This is a genomic window from Corynebacterium sp. sy017, from assembly GCF_017918135.1.
Taxonomy (GTDB): Bacteria; Actinomycetota; Actinomycetes; order Mycobacteriales; family Mycobacteriaceae; genus Corynebacterium.
This window is the reverse complement of sequence record NZ_RZUE01000003.1, coordinates 321,663-341,542: the sequence shown is the minus strand read 5'-3', so window position 1 is coordinate 341,542 and position 19,880 is coordinate 321,663. Positions and strand designations below refer to the sequence as shown.

The 19,880-nt window shown below is 44.0% G+C and carries 18 protein-coding genes; 10 read left to right on the top strand and 8 right to left on the bottom strand.

Annotated features, from left to right (window positions below):
- Positions 1 to 97: 97 nt before the first annotated feature.
- Together EML15_RS08065 and nhaA are read left to right on the top strand one after the other, a co-directional pair.
- A complete protein-coding gene (locus tag EML15_RS08065; RefSeq protein WP_144274734.1) occupies positions 98 to 445 on the top strand; it encodes a nuclear transport factor 2 family protein in 348 nt (115 codons plus the stop codon).
- Positions 446 to 516: 71 nt separating this feature from the next.
- Complete coding sequence (gene nhaA / locus EML15_RS10220) at positions 517 to 2,361, top strand: Na+/H+ antiporter NhaA (RefSeq protein ID WP_255455997.1); 1,845 nt, start codon at positions 517 to 519, stop codon at positions 2,359 to 2,361.
- 31 nt (positions 2,362 to 2,392) lie between these two features.
- Here the strand turns inward: nhaA and EML15_RS08055 are convergent, their stop codons facing one another.
- Positions 2,393 to 3,592 carry an MFS transporter gene (locus tag EML15_RS08055; protein ID WP_144274732.1) on the bottom strand — a complete coding sequence of 400 codons (1,200 nt, stop codon included), beginning with the start codon at positions 3,590 to 3,592 and terminating at the stop codon, positions 2,393 to 2,395.
- A gap of 169 nt (positions 3,593 to 3,761) precedes the next feature.
- Complete coding sequence (locus tag EML15_RS08050; protein WP_144274730.1) at positions 3,762 to 4,067, bottom strand: hypothetical protein; 306 nt, start codon at positions 4,065 to 4,067, stop codon at positions 3,762 to 3,764.
- A 263-nt stretch (positions 4,068 to 4,330) separates the two neighbouring features.
- Between EML15_RS08050 and EML15_RS08045 the strand changes: the two genes are divergently transcribed.
- The 6 genes from EML15_RS08045 to EML15_RS08020 all read left to right on the top strand — a co-directional run bounded on the left by EML15_RS08045 (position 4,331) and on the right by EML15_RS08020 (position 12,101).
- Positions 4,331 to 4,576: a GPP34 family phosphoprotein gene (locus EML15_RS08045; protein WP_144274728.1), complete on the top strand. Its 246-nt coding sequence runs from the start codon at positions 4,331 to 4,333 to the stop codon at positions 4,574 to 4,576.
- Between the two features lie 342 nt (positions 4,577 to 4,918).
- Positions 4,919 to 6,409: an ABC transporter ATP-binding protein gene (locus tag EML15_RS08040; protein WP_144274726.1), complete on the top strand. Its 1,491-nt coding sequence runs from the start codon at positions 4,919 to 4,921 to the stop codon at positions 6,407 to 6,409.
- A complete protein-coding gene (locus EML15_RS08035; RefSeq protein WP_144274724.1) occupies positions 6,396 to 8,843 on the top strand; it encodes a phosphotransferase in 2,448 nt (815 codons plus the stop codon). The genes EML15_RS08040 and EML15_RS08035 overlap by 14 nt, the downstream gene beginning before the upstream one ends.
- Positions 8,824 to 10,077, top strand: coding sequence for a hypothetical protein (locus EML15_RS08030; protein WP_144274722.1), 1,254 nt, complete (start codon positions 8,824 to 8,826; stop codon positions 10,075 to 10,077). Before EML15_RS08035 ends, EML15_RS08030 begins: the two co-directional genes overlap by 20 nt.
- Positions 10,078 to 10,093: 16 nt before the next feature.
- Complete coding sequence (locus EML15_RS08025; protein WP_144274720.1) at positions 10,094 to 10,750, top strand: ATP-binding cassette domain-containing protein; 657 nt, start codon at positions 10,094 to 10,096, stop codon at positions 10,748 to 10,750.
- The gene (locus tag EML15_RS08020; RefSeq protein ID WP_144274718.1) at positions 10,743 to 12,101 is read left to right on the top strand and encodes a hypothetical protein; all 1,359 of its coding nucleotides are present in this window, start codon (positions 10,743 to 10,745) and stop codon (positions 12,099 to 12,101) included. Before EML15_RS08025 ends, EML15_RS08020 begins: the two co-directional genes overlap by 8 nt.
- Positions 12,102 to 12,136: 35 nt before the next feature.
- On the opposite strand, the gene EML15_RS08015 is transcribed toward EML15_RS08020, so the two are convergent.
- Positions 12,137 to 13,123 (bottom strand): DMT family transporter, encoded by a 987-nt coding sequence (locus EML15_RS08015; RefSeq protein WP_144274716.1) that lies wholly within the window; start codon positions 13,121 to 13,123, stop codon positions 12,137 to 12,139.
- On the opposite strand from EML15_RS08015, the gene EML15_RS08010 reads away from it, so the two are divergent.
- Together EML15_RS08010 and EML15_RS08005 are read left to right on the top strand one after the other, a co-directional pair.
- Complete coding sequence (locus EML15_RS08010) at positions 13,122 to 14,537, top strand: PLP-dependent aminotransferase family protein (RefSeq protein WP_144274714.1); 1,416 nt, start codon at positions 13,122 to 13,124, stop codon at positions 14,535 to 14,537. The two genes, EML15_RS08015 and EML15_RS08010, sit on opposite strands and share 2 nt — an antisense overlap.
- 248 nt (positions 14,538 to 14,785) lie before the next feature.
- Positions 14,786 to 15,163, top strand: a complete 378-nt coding sequence (locus EML15_RS08005) for a hypothetical protein (RefSeq protein ID WP_210472002.1) — start codon at positions 14,786 to 14,788, stop codon at positions 15,161 to 15,163.
- On the opposite strand, the gene EML15_RS08000 is transcribed toward EML15_RS08005, so the two are convergent.
- The 5 genes from EML15_RS08000 to EML15_RS07980 form a co-directional block, all read right to left on the bottom strand.
- The gene (locus EML15_RS08000; RefSeq protein WP_185967220.1) at positions 15,144 to 15,299 is read right to left on the bottom strand and encodes a hypothetical protein; all 156 of its coding nucleotides are present in this window, start codon (positions 15,297 to 15,299) and stop codon (positions 15,144 to 15,146) included. The genes EML15_RS08005 and EML15_RS08000 overlap by 20 nt on opposite strands.
- Positions 15,300 to 15,748: 449 nt before the next feature.
- On the bottom strand, positions 15,749 to 16,492 hold the full coding sequence (locus EML15_RS07995) for a hypothetical protein (protein WP_144274710.1): 744 nt from the start codon (positions 16,490 to 16,492) through the stop codon (positions 15,749 to 15,751).
- A complete protein-coding gene (locus EML15_RS07990) occupies positions 16,485 to 17,243 on the bottom strand; it encodes a hypothetical protein (protein ID WP_144274708.1) in 759 nt (252 codons plus the stop codon). The genes EML15_RS07995 and EML15_RS07990 overlap by 8 nt, the downstream gene beginning before the upstream one ends.
- Entirely contained in the window at positions 17,233 to 18,234 is a 1,002-nt protein-coding gene (locus EML15_RS07985) for an ATP-binding cassette domain-containing protein (RefSeq protein WP_210472001.1), read from the bottom strand. Before EML15_RS07985 ends, EML15_RS07990 begins: the two co-directional genes overlap by 11 nt.
- 279 nt (positions 18,235 to 18,513) lie before the next feature.
- Positions 18,514 to 19,746: an MFS transporter gene (locus EML15_RS07980; RefSeq protein ID WP_185967219.1), complete on the bottom strand. Its 1,233-nt coding sequence runs from the start codon at positions 19,744 to 19,746 to the stop codon at positions 18,514 to 18,516.
- Positions 19,747 to 19,880 lie beyond the last annotated feature (134 nt).

Genomic DNA, 19,880 nt, shown 5'->3' with positions numbered 1-19,880 from the left:
TATGTCAGTAATATGACGAGGTTGCATACGGGAATAAAGCACCCGCTTTATATAGTTCATTAATTCGAGTTCATAGTTTTACAGGAAAAGAATACTCATGGATATACATGCCCTCCACGAAACATTATGTACCGCAATGCTCACCGCAGATACGGAAGCATTAGACGCACTCCTTGCTGAGGATTTCACTCTCACGCATATGACGGGATACGTTCAGCCCAAAGAGGAATGGTTGGCACAGATTACGTCGGGTGAAATGGCATATCACAGCATGGATACCGTAGAGCTTTCTCTGGTAGATGACGTGACTTTCCGTTCACGCACGCATACCCGGGCAACTATCTGGGGTATGCACGGCACATGGCCGCTCCAACTCACCAGCCACTGCCAGCAGGACGACGACGGTTCGTGGATCATTCGCTCCACTGTGGCAACAACCTGGTAAACACCACACACATAGTCCCCTCTTAATGCGGGAAGTTAAACACAAAACCCTATGACACACAAGGAGATGATGTGACAAAGAAAAATCATGGGCATAACGTCGATACGTATCTTCGTATTCGCCATCGACGCCAAAGTTTATGGGTCAATGAAACCTACGCGGCAGCAGCACTGGTCATTGCCACATTCATCGCACTCATCTGGGCAAATATCGGAACAGGATATGAGGAGTTTTGGCATACCCACGCAGGTCTGAGCCTAGGTAATTTCGAGCTTCGTCTCACACTCCACGAATGGGTGGATGAAGGTCTGATGGCGTTCTTTTTCTTCATGGTTGGTCTTGATGTCAAACGAGAATTAGTCATTGGTGAACTCCGCCTCCCCGGGCGCGCACTCTTACCAGCGGCCGCGGCAATTGGTGGTCTCATCGCACCAGCAGTGCTTTTCTACGCTTTGACCAGCAGCAGTACCGTATCTTCAGCATGGGGAACAGTCATCTCCACAGACACTGCTTTTGCTTTGGGGCTTTTAGCTCTCATTGGTCCACGAAACGCGCCCCGGCTACGGCTTTTCCTTCTTGGCTTCGCCGTCATTGATGACATAGGAGCCCTTGCAGTCATCGGATTCTGCTACACCGACCAGCTTAATTTCCTGGCTCTTGGCATTGCTGCGCTACTGCTAGTAGGCATATGGGTTCTCCAGCGGATCGGGGTATGGCGCCTATTCCCCTACATGGTCTTTGCTCTAGGAACCTGGTATGCCGTTTTTAGTTCCGGAGTTCACGCCACCCTTGCTGGTGTGCTCATCGCCCTGCTGCTACCAGTGCGGGTTATTAACCGCCATGACCTTGAAGCCACGCACGAAATCTACCACCTATTCCGCCAAGCGCCCACACCTACCACAGCCCAAACAGTGCGCGAATCCATGGTGTATTTAATTCCGCTCAACCAACGGCTCTCCGCTGCTCTACCGTTCTATGTGAACTACCTGGTGGTTCCTCTCTTTGCGCTTGCTAACGCCGGAGTGATCATCACGTCTGACACTCTCTCACAAGCAACGCAATCCCTACTCACATGGGGCATTATCATCGGGCTGGTCGTCGGAAAGCTGCTAGGCATTACCCTATCGTCAGCACTGGTGTTGCGTTTCGTACCCAGTGCGCGTCTACCGGGTCTGGATCTACCACGTATCGCAGGTATTGGCGCGTTATCAGGCATGGGCTTTACCATTTCCTTGCTTGTTGCTGGTTTAGCTCTCGACGACCCGCACCAGCAAAGCCAAGCCCGCATGGGAGTTCTGGGCGCATCACTTCTGGCGGTTATCGTCGCTATCCTTATTTTCCGGCTTGGTGACCGCTACGCACCACTAGCGGCACCCAAGGGTGAAACTCTGGTACGCCCTATCGACCCGGAGCATGATCACATCTATGGTGCTGCAGACGCGCAGGTATCCGTCGTGCAATATACTTCGATGACCTACGGATACCGCACCCGTATGACAGAAACTCTGCGTGAAACCTACGACCTTGCAGACGATAACCGTATCAATGTGGTCTACCGTCATCACATAGAAAACCCTGAGGATCTACTACCAGCGCTAGCACTAGAAGCAGCCTCCCACCAGCATAAGTTCTTTGCTATGCACGACGCTCTCGTTCAAGCAGAAGGTGAACTTGACGAGAAAACAATCTATGCAATCGCTGCAGATATTGGTCTTAATGTGGAAACCTTCCGCCAGAGGATTAGCCGAGGTGAAGATATGGCACGCATTGAGGACGATAATCTGGATGTAGAACACATAGAATCCGATGGAGACTCCATTGTGTACGTCAATGGTCAACGCATAAGTGGGCCTATTAACCGGTGGCGATTAATGGAGGAATACAGAACCTTAGTCGGCAAAGAAGGTAGCGCTTAAGCGCCAGTGAGGATTAAAGGTGACTGAGCGCTCACGCCTGGCGTCGTCTGGCACCCAGCACCATTGCCGTGACAATAATCTGTGGAACCATCAGCACCATCACAAAGGACGCCACCGTGCCCAGATCAAGGGCACGAACCACCGTTCCATACGCCGCGCCGGAGGCCATCTGCAGAAAGAAAAACAATCCCGCAGCCACACCAGGGTATGCCACATCCAATTCCAAAAGATTCGCCTGGGTAAACGGAATAGTCGCCCCCACACCAAGAAACACAACCGCCATAATCCCCACAAGCACACCCGGATTATTCACTACCCCACCCCAGGCACCGAGAAACGCAGCACCAATCCCGAGCGCCCCAATCACCATAACAACACGCAATACAGCCACAATATCCCGCGCTTTCTTCACCAATAAACTACCCGCAAGATACCCAATGGCAGGAATAGCCATGAATACCCCATAACGGATTTCCGACTGCCCCAATAATCCCTGCAGAATCGTCGTAGAAGAATTGATGAAACCAAAATACGTCATCCATACGAAGCTGATTGCCGCAGCATTCCACAAGAATTTTTTATTACCCAACGCATTAGCTAGCGCGCCCATAAATTGCTTTGGCGACGGCAACACCGGATGCTCCGGGGCAGCTGCCCCAAGAAGCAGCATAATCATCGGAATTAAACACACCGCAAAAACCGCAAGAAGCACAAACAATACCCGCCACGGCATAATCTCAGACAATAACCCACCAGCCAGCGGGGATAAAGACGGCGTGAGGGAAATAACCATCGACATCGACGTCAACACGCCCACCCGGGCACTCGCTGGGTAACGACGCTGCACAATAATACGGGTCAGCACCGTCGCAGACGTACCACCGAGTGCCTGGAGAAAACGCCCGACGGCGAGCACAAGGACCGTCGGGGCGAGAGCTGCGACCACACACCCGACGACAAAGAGAAGCAAACCTGCTGCTTGGAGACGGGTGGCGTCGAACCGATCAGCTAACGTGCCAGACACAAACATACTCACCGCATAGCCCACCATGTACACCGTGAGCGTGGCCTCCACCTGCGACAAGCCAGTGGACAGATCCGCAGCAATCGCCATATTCGACGGATTAACCAGCGTAAGACCAAGCTGCGGAACCATCACAATCAGCAACAGTATCCAGGTTCGGCTATTCGGCTGCTCCTGCGCCTTACTTGACGACTGTGAGATGTTCATTGCTCTTATGCTACCGACTACCCCCACTTTTACAAGGGATAAACCCCAGAAACCAGACAGTCTCCAAGGCTTATCAGGGCCACTACAGCGGGACGCTTCCAAGAGAGGCGGCTGCGGGAACTGTTAACCAGAATAGCAGCACAATCTTCTTAAAACTGCACCTGGCTGTTTAGCCTAGATCTTGAGGTAACCCACTAAGAATTGCATAAAAGAAAATACTGGACACTATAAAACCAATAGAGAAAACAACCGCAAAACTCATCCACGTATTCTTAGCAATCAAACTGTTAGATGTTCGCCAACCATAGACCGATGCAAAAAGGACAAGACTACCCGCGGCTACTACAGATCCAACTAAAGACAAGAAAGAATGAGGAATAATTCCGCTTACAGAAAACAATATGCCACCTTGTACCGCCAAAAAGCTTAGAACAAGACCAGCAAGACTAGCACTAATAATTTTTATTTTATCCATGGACCTCACCCAATCATTTCCCAATCATTGTTGAAACAGCACAAGCTGCAAAAATCCCCCAATGAACAATCTTTGAATTTGTAGTCATTGATACCACCTCCTCAGATTAAGGCTCATGCGTATCACAAACCTATGTGATTCAATGGCTACGCCTATCCACCGTAGAGAAAATTTTATGACACCGCAATGATTATCACGTCATCCACAGGGCAACCATAACTGTTACAGCGTTACACTAGATTCTTTTTGTTACCCTTAGCGATATGGGAGATAACAGGCGCATCGTTTCTACAGATATTCTTCTCTTGCTGTACACAGACCAGGGAAAACCATCAACAATTAACAAAGCAATCCCCTATGCGCTCGCTGGTGGTTTACTGGCAGACCTTACCACTTTCGGAAAAATAACACCCTCTACCGACGAGATTGTTTTACAATATGCATCGGATCAAAATAAGTTTCCAGAAGCACATTTATCACAGGGGGATCAGATATGCATAATTCAATAGTCTAATGCAACAATCAAGTGCCAGTTAAAAAGGAAAATTTTAAGATAGAATTAAAATATTTTTCATCATTGACAACTAACTTAGAGCTTGCAGTTGATATGTTAATCAAAAGAAAGGCGATCGAATGAATATTCGTACACTGCAAGCATTGATTGATGAAACCGACCTCTCATTAAAGGGAGAAGAACGAAAGGAAAGCACCTTTAGTCAAAACCACTGTGGGGATCATGACGTTAGCACCATCACGTGGTCTTTCTGTGGCAACAAATAGTAAGTCCCGTTCATTAATACGCCGCTGGTAGGAGAATTTTTTTCCTACCAGTTTATTATACGGAAGAAGCTATGATCCTAAAAATTACGAGATACTGCAAAGATTCCAAGGTAAGGTTTTACATTTTTGGGTGTGCACTTTTCTCGATTATTTTTACTGTGTCCTCTGTTTTACAGCCATCTCTACTTTCCAAATTGATTGACGGAACTTCTGTCAATGGTTTATCTGGCGAATTTGTTATCCAAACGATTATTCTACTACTTGTTGTAGTGATTACCACTGCCGCGAATGCACTACTTACTTGGCAAGAAGATAGATTGACTGCAACCATTCGATATTCACTTCAGCGAGAAATAATACAAAAATCTGATATTGACAGACTCCATGTTAATTCTGCTCAAAGTATTCAAGTATTGATTGGAGATACTGCAATAGTTTCAAACTATATAGCTGGGTTGATAAGTAAACTAGCACCGGGTCTCGGGATGTTCCTGTTTGCTCTTGTAGAACTTCTACAGATTGATACAGTTTTAACTCTTCTCGTAATTGGAATAGGATTGGCTCTTACAATGTTGAGCTTCCCTTTTTTCAAGCGAATGGCTCAATCTGAGAGAACAATATGGGAATCTCGAGATACGCTTAGCAGTACCTTATTGAACTACTTCGCCGCAGGGCCTGTAGCAAAACTAAATGGTCGACTTGAGCATATAAAAAGTACCGTGTACACAGATTTAACTAGATTACGCCGAGCTAGTGAAAAATCAGCGACAATAAAAGCTCAATTTACACCTTTTAATAATTCAATCATTCCGATTTTAGCTGTCTGCACCTTAGGCATTGCTTCATGGCGAATCCAAATAGGAGAGATAACTAATGGTGATTTGGTTGCCTTTTTGATGTACATGTTTATACTAATAACCCCGCTCCTGCGTGCTCTCTCAATTGCAAGCCAACGGACAAAGGCGAACACTGCGTGGGTACAAATTAAATCCATGCTTAATAGCAAGTCATCAAAAGGTGTGCTCCCCAAACGCGTTAATCATGTCATAGAAAAGCATCTAGGAACTCTACTTAGATCCTCAGGAAGCTTAATTATCATAGGTCCAAGTGGAATTGGTAAAACAACTTTACTGAAAGAAATGTCAAATCAATTGAGTGGTAAAGAGGTCGCATATGTAAGCCAAGACCCCCAACTTCTACCAAGCACAATCAAAGACACTCTATTGCTTTACAGCGACGAAAATTCCTCTGAACTTTTCCTTAGAAATCTTGTCACCTTGCGATTACCCAATTTAAAACTCGATACCGCTATTGCTGGAATGTCAGGGGGCGAGAGACAAAGAATAGTGTTAGCAGCTGCACTCGCTTCAAACAAAAGGACCATTATTCTTGATGAACCAACATCTTCATTAGGAATCGATGACCAACGACATCTGATCACACTGATAAAACAACAACTGCAGAGCAGAGATCGGATGATAATTTCGACCCATAATTCAGAATTCATCGATTGGCTGACACCTAACCTGATTTTGGAGATTGAAAGTAATGATCAACTTTGAAAGCGAACTCATTAGATCCCCTAAATTTTATGCTCCCTTTATAACGAGGAAACTAAATGAGAAGTATCTGACTGAGGATTTTGATGGATATTCTCTGCATCGAGGGGAGTACTGGTGCAGTTACCAATATCATGACACTGTAATCACGTCACAAGGATGGAAAATCCATATTTCTGCTAGCCCAACGAATCTTGATCAGGTTCTTGAGCGTTCATTGAAAATTATTCGGGATAACAAATTACATTTCAAAGTAGTCAATACTCGTGACTCATATTTTCTTGCAAATAGCAAAAATGCAGCTAGAGAGACAGCAGGTAAGCTAATTACAATTTATCCCGACGAAAATGATTTTGAAGTAGTAGCTAGCTTACTCGCTAAAGAGTTAAAGGGATTGACGGGACCTGAAATTCTAACTGATCTACCGGGTTCTGTTTCTTGCTTACACTTTCGATATGGTGCTTTCGTCCCCATGATAAACAAGGAAGGCGAATATTGTTTACTCAATAAAAAAGGACAGCTAGTTCCAGATCGCCGTGAAATTCTTGTTCCCACCAATTTTCCTAAATCAGATATTCCGACTATAGAGGCAGCTGTATCAAGGTTAAAATATAATAATTCGGTGGATATATCTGAAGTAAAGCTTATAAAGCAATCAAACGCTGGAGGTATCTTTCGCTGCAACTACCAAGGACAAGATTCATTTCTGAAGATTGGAAGAAAATTCGCCGGGTTAGATAAAGATTTAAAAGATGGAGCTACTCGTGTACTACACGAAGCAGAACAACTAAAACAACTTAGTGGTAGCGGATTGGCACCAGAATTACTTTTACAAACATCATTAAATCGGGATGTCATACTAATCGCTGGCGATCTAGGTTGCCTTGATCTGCACCAGTTTAAAAAAGCATATTTTCCACTGTATGCAAAGAATGCAGCAGAATGGGAAGAGTATTTGACAAGTGTCCTAAAGATTTCTTCACGCTTAGAAAATAGAATTCACGAGTTACACTCTAAAAGCATCTATCACCGCGACTTGCATGGCAGGAATATTCTTACAGACGGTGCCGAGGTATATTTTGTGGACTTCGAAGAAGCGACGAATACTCCCGATGATTTACCTGGATTCTCAAAGGCGCAAGGTTTTGCTAATAAACTTATTCAAAATGCTGAAGAAGCAGATTGGTATGCATTCCGTCAGATTATCCAAGAACTTGTATTTGGCAACACCAGAGTAAATCAGTTTAACATAGCAGGTTGGGATCGAAGATGGGATGACCCCTATCAAAGTATGCGTTGCAGTATTCGCATCAACGAGTTGCTTAACCAATTGAGAAATTTGGCATTAGTTGAAAATCGACTCAAAGATCAAGCTTTATTCCCGCATAAAGCTACGAAAAGAATGCTTACGACCTCTATAGAGGATATAAAAGAAAAGATCCGTCTCAACGCTATATCATGCATTAACGAGACTGGAAAGATCTCAGTTTCTCCGGATCGTCGATTAGATTCCTTTGGTTACTGTCTTGGTTTCGAATACATCAAAAAGGAACTCAATGCAGATTGGGATCTATCTAAAGTAGTTCCTAATTTTTCAGATTATGCTTTCAATCTAATTCCTCTAAAAGGAAAAGCAATTCATAAAAAACTTCAGGACTTGTATAACCAAGAAACACCTTTACCACGCAATGTCTGGGAATCGGAAGAACTACAATTGCTTATTCTAGAAAGAATAACTAAAAAAGAGCCACACTTCTTCGGCGTTATACAAGAATGGATAATGCGCCTTGCTACGGAGATTGGTAATATTGATTTTAGAAAACCAATAAATGTGAACTCTAATCTTCCTAGCGATCAATGCACTGGTCTACTGTACGGACCACTGGGCATAGCGTGGGCAATGTCTTTGTGGGTAGATAAAATACCTGATGTAGACAAACCGATTGTACTAGACGCAATTTGTTATGCAATTCAACGAGAATTAGACAATTATAAAGAAAACAACAAAAGTGCACTTTTTGCTGTACAAGGAAACCGATTGCTTCCATATATAAGCACGGGAAGCGCCGGATTTGGTTTAGTACTGCCTCGCCTTAAACAGTTCTTTCCGCAAGGCTGGATGCAAAAAGAAGCTGAAAAGCTGCTAAGAGCAGTCGATACAGAATTCAGCATTTGTAGCGGTCTTTCTAATGGAATGACAGGTCTGGTTATTGGAGTAGCAGGAATCAGCAATTTTCTCAATAGACCTTTTTCTATTCCGCAGCTCATCCAGAGAATTCGGAGACTATTACCGCATGATGATGTAGGAGATCTTTTCTTAGATGATTCATCGATTAGGTATGTATTCGATATACATGAAGGGGCTGGTGGATTCTTACTGTTACCTACTTTGCTTAAGTTTGCTAATAATGGAGACAATGATGCTCTTAGTTTATGACGCTCATAGAGAAACAATATACGCAGTAAGTGAATGTTCAGTTTCTCAAAAACAAGAAGTACTGGGATCTTTTTGTGCCGTGACCAGTATTGCGGAACTCATTGATTCAGGTATACTAATTTTCGCCTATGACAAAGATGGAAGCGAACAATGGTTTCTTCGCATAGCATATGTAAAGACAGCTCAGATAGCAGAAGAACTCCCAATCGCAGAACCCAGAGTACTAATAAACAAACACGAACCTGAACTCTATGTAAAAGTTTGGCGCTCAAAAAAAATTGAATCTTTGCGTTGCTCTTTTGGAAGAGCTGAAATTGAATGGGAATTCTGCCAGCCACAAATAAACTCGCAATATGAAATTATTTCAGAAACTACGGGGGTAGAACCCCTGCAGAAAACTCTTTTACCTTCAGGGGTTAGAATCCACAACGTACAAGAGGTCTTTTCAGAAATCGATGCAGAAAAGCTTTTAAAGAGATCTGTCAAAGGCTTAGACTCTACATCTGAACATTTCATTGAACAAGCCATTCCTAAAATCCAAGCCTTATGGGATTCAGTTTCAGAGTGGTCTTGCGTCGAATTAGATGTGTCATCCTTTTTAAGTGACGTAGAGGTAAAGTCATCGGGAAAATACATCAGAGAGAACTCTATCAACTTACTTCATTCATATGGCGCCTATGGACAAAAGATTGAGAATGCACAAGCAAGCATCGAAAAGCTAAGTAACGGAAAAATCCGTGAATTGGTTGTCCCTCATCCGCGTAGTGAAATAAATGAATACGCGCAAGATTTGTTTAAGGTAGCGAAAGATCTTTCATTTGAACATCCTGTGATTGGGGCAACAATTTCCGCAGGTTCAGTTCCTCTGATTCTTTCTTTTTTTAGTGAATGCTCTACTTACTCGGGAATGATTTTTGACCGATGCATAACAGCTAATGGTTCGCTATATAAGTCCATCTTAGATAACCGCTGCATTTTAGGATCGCTTCTACCATCAAACCGCCTGATGATGCAAGAGAACTTCGCTAAAATTGAGCAATGCCTTCCAATATTAACGATGAATGCAAAGTATGACTCTAGGATTGCCGATAAAGATAAACTGCGCTTTCATTCAAATGGGCGAAATGATCTAATTCAGTTAGAACTACTGGGAGGTCACACAAGTATTCCATGGGATGTCGAAAAAATTCGATATCTGATACAAATTTTATTTTTAGAATCTTTTTTTAATTGATTGGTGGCGCATTTTAATGTTTGAGGTAATCAATGCTGGCATTCGTTTTTCAGATCAAAATAATCGAAATTGGTTGTTCCGAAATGTTAATTTTACGATATCCGAGGGGGAGATAGTAGCACTCATGGGGCCTTCAGGAATAGGAAAAACTACCCTAATACAGGGTATTGCTGGACTTAGACCTTTAACTGAAGGATACAGCATTCTTGATGGGAAAAAGATATCTGGAGTTCCACAACGTCAGGTACGAAAACACTTGCGTAAACATATTTCGATGGTGTTTCAAAATCACCTGCTAGTACCTGGATTGACACTTTTAGAAAATATCGAGTTGAGTTGGGCTCTCGCTGGTCATCCTGGTGGTTATTCTCCTGAAGAAGTTTTGGATAGTTTGCGGATTGGTTCTGAACGCTATTCCCTGCCTGAGTCAGTATCCGGTGGACAGTCACAACGTGCTGCGGTAGCACGAGCACTAGTAAGCAATCCCAAACTTTTGCTTGCAGATGAACCGACAGGGGCTCTTGATACTGAAAATGCTCAGCGAGCTTTCGACGAGATTTTTTCTATGTGCAGACTACAACATAGTCATGTTCTTATCGTGACTCATGACCCAAATATCGCTCAAAAATGCGATCGTATCATTCGTTTAGAGAGTGGAGTGATCCATGACTAACAAGAAAAAGAGAGATATCTCTAGAAAAATTATGGTATCTTATCTGCAGGCATCGATAGGATCAAATGCGGCTGCTGCAGTTGCATTCGGTTTTACAGTAGGAGTACTCGCCGCTCTTCTCAACACAAAGATGGCAACTGAAGGCACCGATGTGGGTAATGCCGTAACCGCTAGTCTAGCTGCAAATGTTTCTGTGTCCTGGAGTATTGCCGCTTTTTTTTGTCTTCCCCAGATCATTAATCGCACCTTTAATAAGTTTGATTCCTTCATGAGCAGTTTACAAATTATAGGTTGGCCAGCAAGACGCTATCTCTTCATGCTGGTAACCCAACTACTTGGAATTCTACTTCTTTCCATCAGTATTTCATATCCTGTTGCTGTTTTTTTTCAAAAATTTGTGATGCATCTTACACGGCGCGACTCGGACGATTTACTGTACCCAAGTGAGTATTTCCAGCCAATAACTTTACATAATTTAGCTGTAGCCATGTCTGTTATCAGTTGCAGCTCAATTATCATATGCGCTTTAGTGTTCAGAAAATACGCTTTTAAGAAGTATTACAGCATTACCGAATCTAAAACAGTGAAAGTAACGATCGAAAGAGGAAGTAGAGTGAAATGGATCGACATTATCGCTATCGCCGCTATCTTTTTCTTCGTGTTAGCTACGAAATCAGGATCTCAAGCTGGAATTTTCACCATTATTTCCATGGTACTTTCTCTCTTTTGGTTAGAGAACCGATCCGCATTATTCGTAGTGCGTTTCTTAGAAAAAAAACTAACTCGTTTTTCCAAAGTTAGTCCAGCCATTGCAATGATTGGTGCGTTCTCTGCTGAATTGCACCCAGCTACAAAAGCTATCTTCCTTCCTTTATGCTATGTACTAGGTATACCAGCGATTGTACTTTCCGTCTCTCGCACCGAGGTGAAAGCTGTAAATCAAGTCGGCGAAGGAATCCAAAATTGGGACTTCCTCATTATGCTCGGATTACCCTTATTTTTCGTCGGTACACTGTCCGTATCATCATTCCTAATGGCAGCCGATCAAATTATGATTACTACTGAACTTTTTAGGAAAATTGGAGCTTCTGTTTTTATGATCAATTCCACAAGATTCATTGGATTGCCGCTCTTCTACTTGTGCCTAGCAATGTTTCTATCAGCCACATTTGCTGCAATCAGCTCCGTATTACATCTCGTCATCCTCAAACAATCATTAACTTATATGTTCGCAGGAATCTCATTGAAAGTATCCCTTATGCTTGCTTTTCCATTATATATTTTTTTCCTAGCTTCTGGACTTATCTATCTGATATGGAAAACTCTCAGAACGAATTACTCAGAAAAATAATCCCCTAACCTATTTTACCATCGCTGTAACCATGTTTATAGAGATCTGCTTTTCCCCTTCCGTTCGCCTTCTTGCTCCACAATCACATCTGCCTGCACAAAATCACGATTCTTGCTGCGTATCGCTATCAAGGAACAGGAAATAATAATTATTGCCGCACACACGCTTCGGAAAGTAATACGCTCCGAAAGAAAAAGTGCAGACCAGAGTATGCTCAATACCGGCTGAGCTAATTGAATCTGACTTATCTGTGGCATAGGACCAATAGCTAACCCGCGGTACCAAGCAAAGAATCCTAAATACATACTAACTACACATAAATACGCAAATGCGCACCACTGAGAACCCGTAGCATTAAAATCAGCGTGTGCAGAAGAATACACGGCCAGGGGAAGCATAACTGGCAGAGCTGCAATCAACGCCCAGGAAATTGTTTGCCATGATCCAAGACTTTGAGAAACCACTCCCCCTTCCGCGTAACTAATTGCACACAATACAACTGCCGCCAATAAAAACAGGTCATTCTTACTTAATGCACCAAATGTTGCTCCCTGAGAAAAGGAGAAAATAACAGCGGCAACTGCACCACATCCCGTCGCAATCCAGAAAACACCAGCAGGATACGTACGCGTTCTTAGTGCAGCAATCACAGCAGTGGTGGCTGGCAGAATTGCTATCACAACCGCCCCATGACTGGCAGGCGTGGTCGTCAAAGCATACGAAGTCAGCATAGGAAACCCAATAACAGCACCTAAGGCAACAATTGAAACAGAAAGCAATTCTTTCTTCCGTGGCATACGTTGCTTTGTCATACTGAGTGCGCAGATCGCGAGCAGTGCTGCCACAACAGCCCTAGCGGTTCCTACAAATAAAGGCGATAAGCCGTTGTTTTCAACAGCAAGCCGAGTCATGGGGACAGTGAAAGAAAAAGCCAAGACACCCAGAGAACCCCATAAGAACCCTGAATCCCGAGAGAGTATCGCTTTCCCTTTTAATTGAGTAGCGCTATTGTTATATTTCATGTCTAACAGTAGCACAGAGCGTATCGTTGTTCAATTAATCAAAAAAATCCACACCCTACACACTGGCGACAAACTCCCACCCAGCCGCCAACTAGTCAATGAATTTCACGCAAGCCCCGTCACCATACAAAAAGCACTATCCGAACTAGTAGCACGAGGGCTTATCGAAACACGACCCGGCGTCGGCACCTTTGTACTCGCACCACGCCCAACAAAACTTGCCGACGTCCAATGGCAAACATCACCCCTAGGACTCATCCCAGAAACCCTACAATCAACCCACAGCCCCCTAGACCACAACGAAAAATACCTCATCCCCCTCAACAACGGATACCCAGAAAAATCCCTACACCCACAAACCCTCATCCGCACAGCACTACGCACAGCCAGCACAGACCCAACATCCTTCATAGCTCCCCAACCACAAGGAACACCAGAGCTCAGAGAATGGTTCGCACGCCAAGCAGCATCCACCCACCAATCCGGCACACCCGGCCCATCGCAAGAAGACGTCATCATCACCCCAGGAAGCCAACCAGCACTCGGAACACTATTGCGTAGCGTCGTCGGTACTGGAAACCCAATCATCATGGAATCCCCCACCTACTGGGGAGCCATCCACGCCGCACGACGCACACACCTGCGCATCACCCCGCTCAACACAGGCACAACCGGACCAAACCCAGCAGACCTAGACAGAGCATTCACATCCACCGGAGCTAAAGTATTCTACGCCCAACCTTCCTACGCCAACCCAACAGGGCGATCATGGTCACACGACACCGCACGAGAAATCCTCGACGTCGTACACAAACACCACGCATTCATCATCGAAGACGATTGGGCACACGACTTCGGTTTCTCAGGCTCCTCCTGCCCTCTCCACATATACGACGAAAAAGGATGCGTAATCTACATACGCTCACTATCAAAAACACTCTCACCAGCAATGCGAGTAGCAGGAATCATTGCACAAGGCCCCGTCAAAGAACGCATCTACACAGACATCAGAGACCACCACCTCTTCGTCAGCCCCCTCCTACAAAACGCAGCATTACGAGCAGTAACAGCACCCCAATGGCACACCCACCTCAAAAAACTACAACAAGATCTACACGCAAGATCAAAAATGCTCATCACCGCCATCAATGAACTCAGCCCCGATGTCCACATCGAAGCAATACCTCACGGCGGACTCAACCTCTGGACACGAATCCCCGACCGCATTAACGCATCCCGATTAGTCCAACAATGCGCAACACAAAACGTAGGAATAGCAGACGGAAAAGCATGGTTCCCAGCAGAATCACCAGGACAATACCTACGAATGAACTTTGCAGGCTGCACACCAGAACTATTCAGCCAAGCAATCAGCATTGTGCAAGAGAATATAGATAGGTTGAAGGGGGTGTAGGTTGCTGGTGTATAGACCAGGGAGGAATAAAACTGCCTTATACTGAAAAATTAGTAATTTTCACAAATCAGGGGGTAACAATGGATCACAACCAAATCAGTGAACCTAAACACGATAACGAAAAAGACAAAAGCCTCGGGGGTTTATCGATGTTTCGCGACATTGACCTTCCCAAGGCTATCAAGGAGAGATCCTATCACAAGGAGCCAGACATCACAAAGCTTGAAGAATGGTTTTCACCTGCACGAATGAGTCGATATCGAAAAAGTAATGATCCTGTTTCCTTGTACCTATGGAATACACGATTATCAAAAGCATTCCTAGAAGATGTAGAACACGTGGAAGTACTGTTACGCAATTTCATCTCAACACGTTTAACTACACACTGTGGAACATCGTATTGGTTTGACGACGTGGAGCGTTATCACTTCAATAATCCTTTCCGTGCCTCACATCAGGAACCATTCATAGATAAAAGTTCACTTACTAAACTAGAACAAGATCGGATTACTGATTATTACCAAGCTCTGTTACGGACAGCTACACGAATTGAACCTCAAGCAGCCTCATGGATTCATAAACATTCACGTGTTTCTTCAATACTGACTAAACGCCCCCAGAGTTAAGAGTGTACCCTGAAAACCGATAATAATTTACTCGTGCAAGGAAATCAGCAGCAGCATCGGGATCTTCAATCTCCATTCCCCGTTTGCTCAAGAGCGCTACCTGATCTTCATAATTCAGCCAATGCTTCATCCCCACCTCCAAAATAAAAGGCCTCGGTCATTTGTGCTTTACCACTAAGGCAAGAGGCCTGACCGAGGATCTATCATGTCGCATGATACACAACGATTGAGAAGCCAAAACCCTTATGCGCAGCAAGCGCACTGGAGCAAAACTCACCCAGGTTGGTTTCCTCTATGAGTAATAAAAGCAGCCACCAAAAGAATTGAAGCAGTAAAAACATACATCCCTGCAACAAAGACGAAGGTTTGGGTAGATACCACGTTAAGAAGTTTCAAGATCCCTATTATTAAAACGAAACTAATAGGTATCAATGCGCGAGTATAAGGTACAGTACGACGATTATTCCCCGACATAGTACACCTCGTATTCATCCATTAACTCTGACCTGAAGAGAACAAAAGATTCTTTACATAAACAGTAGCACTGTATCTAAAAAATCGCGCTAAAAGTATGTAAATCTAAATCTAAAAGTCTTTCTTCACCGCACAACGCAACAACCACAAGAAGGTGCATGACCATAATGAAGAAATAATAGCTTTAGTTAAAAAGACTGACCACGAACTCTCCCCTGGGCTGCGCACCATCTCCAAAGAAACAATCTGCGAAGTAGGAAAATAAAGCTCAATATGTGTCTTGGTTAAGACAGAAAAAGCTAGTGTCAATACGGTTAATCCGAATGCAATTCCTATGGTGACACCCACACTTTTCGTCTTTACTGCGATATAACCATATAGGGTAAACGTAGTGAAAAAACCTAATGAGCCAACAAGAGCGTATAAGAGATACAACCATAAAAATTTGCTCTCGACGCCATGCACAAGCATTCCGATGAAAAAGATCAAGAAAGCGCTAAGAGAAGAAAACAGAGCAGCAAGAAGAAAAAAGAAGGCTTTTTCTCGCATAATAAAACTCATCCCTTTGGGAAGAGCTGCCACCCAACGAAAATTTTTCCTTACAAACTCTGGTTTCATTACCAAACTGGCAATCGCCGCACAAAGAATGGGTGCAATAAGACTATGGAATACTTGTCCAGCATAATTCCACGTGTAGGCTGCAGCTCCTTCCGAAAAATCGCTCCATTGTTTTTGTCCTAAATCAGAACTCGTACCAGAAAAACCGATAAACAGCGTCGGAATAAAAAAGATCACAAAGGATAGCAGACCATAAAAAGCTACTCTATTTTTCTTAAAGAAAAGTGAATTAAACATCTAGCGCCCTCCGTCGAATAAATAAATAGGTGAGTAGAAGCATTATCCCTGTCAAGATCAGGGGGATTCCTATATCGAAGAAGCTAATTGGGGTATCTGTATAGGCCATTTCTTCCTGCATCACTACTTTGGCAGGCGCAGTAGCACCGGCAAAGAAAAAGGGAATGAACGCTGCCACTACCTTAGGAATTTGTAGACTTGCAGCACCAGCTATCGCTCCTCCAATTCCAAAAATGATGAGCATAGTGTGACGAGAAGAATAGAGAGATAATACGCTAAAAAGCAGCGTCAAAAAGACAATTTCACATATGAACCCTGAAGAAGCAACCAACACCATTCTTGGGTCAAGATTCACGCCACATTGCGTCGCAACACCTAAAGAAACCAACAGCACAGTAGCAAATAGGAGCAAAAGTAGACATAAAATAAAAGCTACTTTATGTACGATGAGCGATATTCGGCTCACTCCATTAGCTAGTTGCCGCTGTATCATTCGGGAATTTTGATCAATGTTAGCAATCATGAGACTAAGTGTTAAAGCCATCAGCGGAATAAAAACACCACCTAGCTGGACTAACGTCACAATAACACCACGTGGATCGCGTGCAAGCTCCCCTTGAGATGCATCTGTATTCAGAAAAATAACCGCAGAAGACCAAAAACAAAATAACAAGGTAATAGCTATAGGAACAAAAACAGAACGCTTACCCTTAAATTTCGCTAATTCTCTCATCTGATGTTCACCGACCACTCATCTCACCAGTGATTTTTAGGAATGACTCTTCAAGCGATCGTTTCTCGTCCCAGATTTTTTCAATGGAGATTGAATTTTGCACTGCGTTCTTCACAAAATCACTCGCATCCTGACCAGTGCAGTAGCGAATAGCATACGACGCATCGTCGATAGCAGAGAAAGCAAGCCCCTTGCTACGCATATAGTCCTCGAACTGTTGAGGATTACCCACAGTCACGCAGGTTTTTTCTCCACCAATCAACCCACTGATAGCCCCTTCATAAAGCATCCGGCCGTTACTGATAATTCCGACGACAGATGCAGTTTGTTCAATTTCTGCAAGCAAATGACTAGAAATAATCACAGTCTTACCCTGTTGTTCTGCCAGATCCTTAAGAAGAATCCGTATCTCCCGAATTCCATCTGGATCAAGACCATTCGTCGGCTCATCTAGCAATAAAATCTCAGGATCGCCGACTAATGCAGAAGCAATACCAAGTCGCTGTTTCATACCGAGGGAATAACTCGATACCTTTTGTTTTCGCACATCATAAAGACCGACGATAGAACACAAACTATCAATATCTGTGCTCGTACCACGAATGCGATCAATGAAACGAAGATTATCCACAGCACTTAAATGCGGATAATATGCAGGCTCTTCAATGAGACTCCCAATAAAGCGAAGATAATCGACATTACCGTTCTGAATATTTCGCCCATGAAGCAAAAATTCACCAGTTTTCATAGGAAGAAGGCTAAGCAGTGTCTTCATGACTGTGGTTTTACCGGCACCATTGCGCCCCAGAAAACCATATACCTGCCCTTGTGGAACACTCATATTGAGATTATGAATAATAGGTTTCCCTTTTATCGCCACATTTACGTTGCGAAGCTCAACGATTGATTTCATACGCTCACCCTGTGCTCTTACCGTAGGTTCATCCTTGGATAACTTTTGATAACAATGCGCATATCCCCTGCGCATGAGCACGACTTTATCAATCACAATCATTACTCGCCTACAACAAAAATGCCCCCCCGGGATGAGGTAATTGCCCTAGCAAATCCGCATGAAAATCACCCATATACTAGCTCTGGTACGTAGCTACACGACGCCCATCACCAGGCATTATTGAGTTATACGACGTTACACTCCACACCATGCCGCCACATATTTGCTTCACAACGCTTATCTGTAAGTAGTGCTGACACTACCCACGGATCAAGGCTTCTTCTCAAAACATTCTGCACTTATACCTATGTTCATATCTGCGCTCATAATTGTTTATGAATCACGTGATATTTCCTGTATTAACGGCAATCCCCTAAAACTCTTACTCAACACAGCTACAACCAACGGAGGAAACGTCAACAAAGCCGCAATACACAACGCAAAGAAAACCCCATAAGAATCACTAAGAAAACCCCCTAACAAAGGACCAAGTGGAGACAAAACCAAACCAGGTATCCCCGTCGCCGCCACAACACGAGCCAAAATATGCTCAGGCGTCACCGCCATCGTATAAGCCCCAATAGCACCATTAAACACCGGCAACAACAACCCCGACACAAAAGAAACCACACCAACAAACAAAATAGAACCATACACCACACTAATAAAAACAAACCCCAAAGAAAGCACCAACAAAGTCACAATACCCACCCAACCCATCGATACCTTCTCCAACAATTTCACCCCAACAACAGACCCAACAACAACACCCAACCCCATAGCACTAGCATAAAAACCAATCAATAACGACGACACCCCCACCGCCTCATAATGACTAAACAAAACAATCGGCTGCATTGACAACGGCAAATTGATAAGCGAAGCCACAAAAACAACTGCACGCAAACCCGGATTTTTCCACACAAACCGAAAACCATCCCAAAGCCCATACACCGACTCTTGCCCACCAGAGTCTTGCTCACCAGAATCTTCCTGCACAGCAGACCCAACCGAAGGAACCAAAAACAACGCAATCCCATGAAACACCGACTGAACAATCATGGCAACACCCAACGACCAACCAACAAGCAACCCACCTAAAGGACTACCCACAAGATTGGCACATGCTTCACGCCCCTGAACAATCGTGTTCGCTGCCCCCAAATCATCACGAGCAACAATACGCGAAATCAACACATTGTCACATGGTGAGGAAACAGACGCAGCAATACTGGCAACAACCGCCGCAACACCAATAATCGTGATGTTAAAAGTCCCAGCATAAAATAAGAGCGCAACAACTAACCACGTAAGAACCTGAATCGCAGTTGCCACTTTTAACACAACAGACGCGTTAAAGCGATCCACGATAGCGCCACTGACAAACTGGGAGCCAATCCCACACGCAGCTGACAAAAATGCCACTACCCCAGCTGAAGTCGCCGACCCACCGATAGTCAAAATTCCTAAAGGGATCGCAACAAAAGACAACGCCTGAGAAAGCTCATTACACGCATTAGCCACAGTGAGACTGGTAAAACGAGGATTTTTTGCTAAGAGATTCACACCAACCCCCTCCCATGAACACACTCATTCGGCACGTCAATAACATAGGAAACATTAACCATATTTCCCCACCTCACAGACCTATCCGATACTTTGGATAAATTTTAGCCTATAATTTGATAGAAAATCACTTT

Excerpts from the sequence above, each read along its gene's own strand:
- EML15_RS08065 (WP_144274734.1), top strand. The coding sequence starts at position 98 with ATGGATATACATGCCCTCCACGAAACATTATGTACCGCAATGCTCACC.
- EML15_RS08055 (WP_144274732.1), bottom strand. The coding sequence starts at position 3,592 with ATGAACATCTCACAGTCGTCAAGTAAGGCGCAGGAGCAGCCGAATAGC.
- EML15_RS08050 (WP_144274730.1), bottom strand. The coding sequence starts at position 4,067 with ATGGATAAAATAAAAATTATTAGTGCTAGTCTTGCTGGTCTTGTTCTA.
- EML15_RS08045 (WP_144274728.1), top strand. The coding sequence starts at position 4,331 with ATGGGAGATAACAGGCGCATCGTTTCTACAGATATTCTTCTCTTGCTG.
- EML15_RS08040 (WP_144274726.1), top strand. The coding sequence starts at position 4,919 with ATGATCCTAAAAATTACGAGATACTGCAAAGATTCCAAGGTAAGGTTT.
- EML15_RS08035 (WP_144274724.1), top strand. The coding sequence starts at position 6,396 with ATGATCAACTTTGAAAGCGAACTCATTAGATCCCCTAAATTTTATGCT.
- EML15_RS08030 (WP_144274722.1), top strand. The coding sequence starts at position 8,824 with ATGATGCTCTTAGTTTATGACGCTCATAGAGAAACAATATACGCAGTA.
- EML15_RS08025 (WP_144274720.1), top strand. The coding sequence starts at position 10,094 with ATGTTTGAGGTAATCAATGCTGGCATTCGTTTTTCAGATCAAAATAAT.
- EML15_RS08020 (WP_144274718.1), top strand. The coding sequence starts at position 10,743 with ATGACTAACAAGAAAAAGAGAGATATCTCTAGAAAAATTATGGTATCT.
- EML15_RS08010 (WP_144274714.1), top strand. The coding sequence starts at position 13,122 with ATGTCTAACAGTAGCACAGAGCGTATCGTTGTTCAATTAATCAAAAAA.
- EML15_RS08015 (WP_144274716.1), bottom strand. The coding sequence starts at position 13,123 with ATGAAATATAACAATAGCGCTACTCAATTAAAAGGGAAAGCGATACTC.
- EML15_RS08005 (WP_210472002.1), top strand. The coding sequence starts at position 14,786 with ATGAGTCGATATCGAAAAAGTAATGATCCTGTTTCCTTGTACCTATGG.
- EML15_RS07995 (WP_144274710.1), bottom strand. The coding sequence starts at position 16,492 with ATGTTTAATTCACTTTTCTTTAAGAAAAATAGAGTAGCTTTTTATGGT.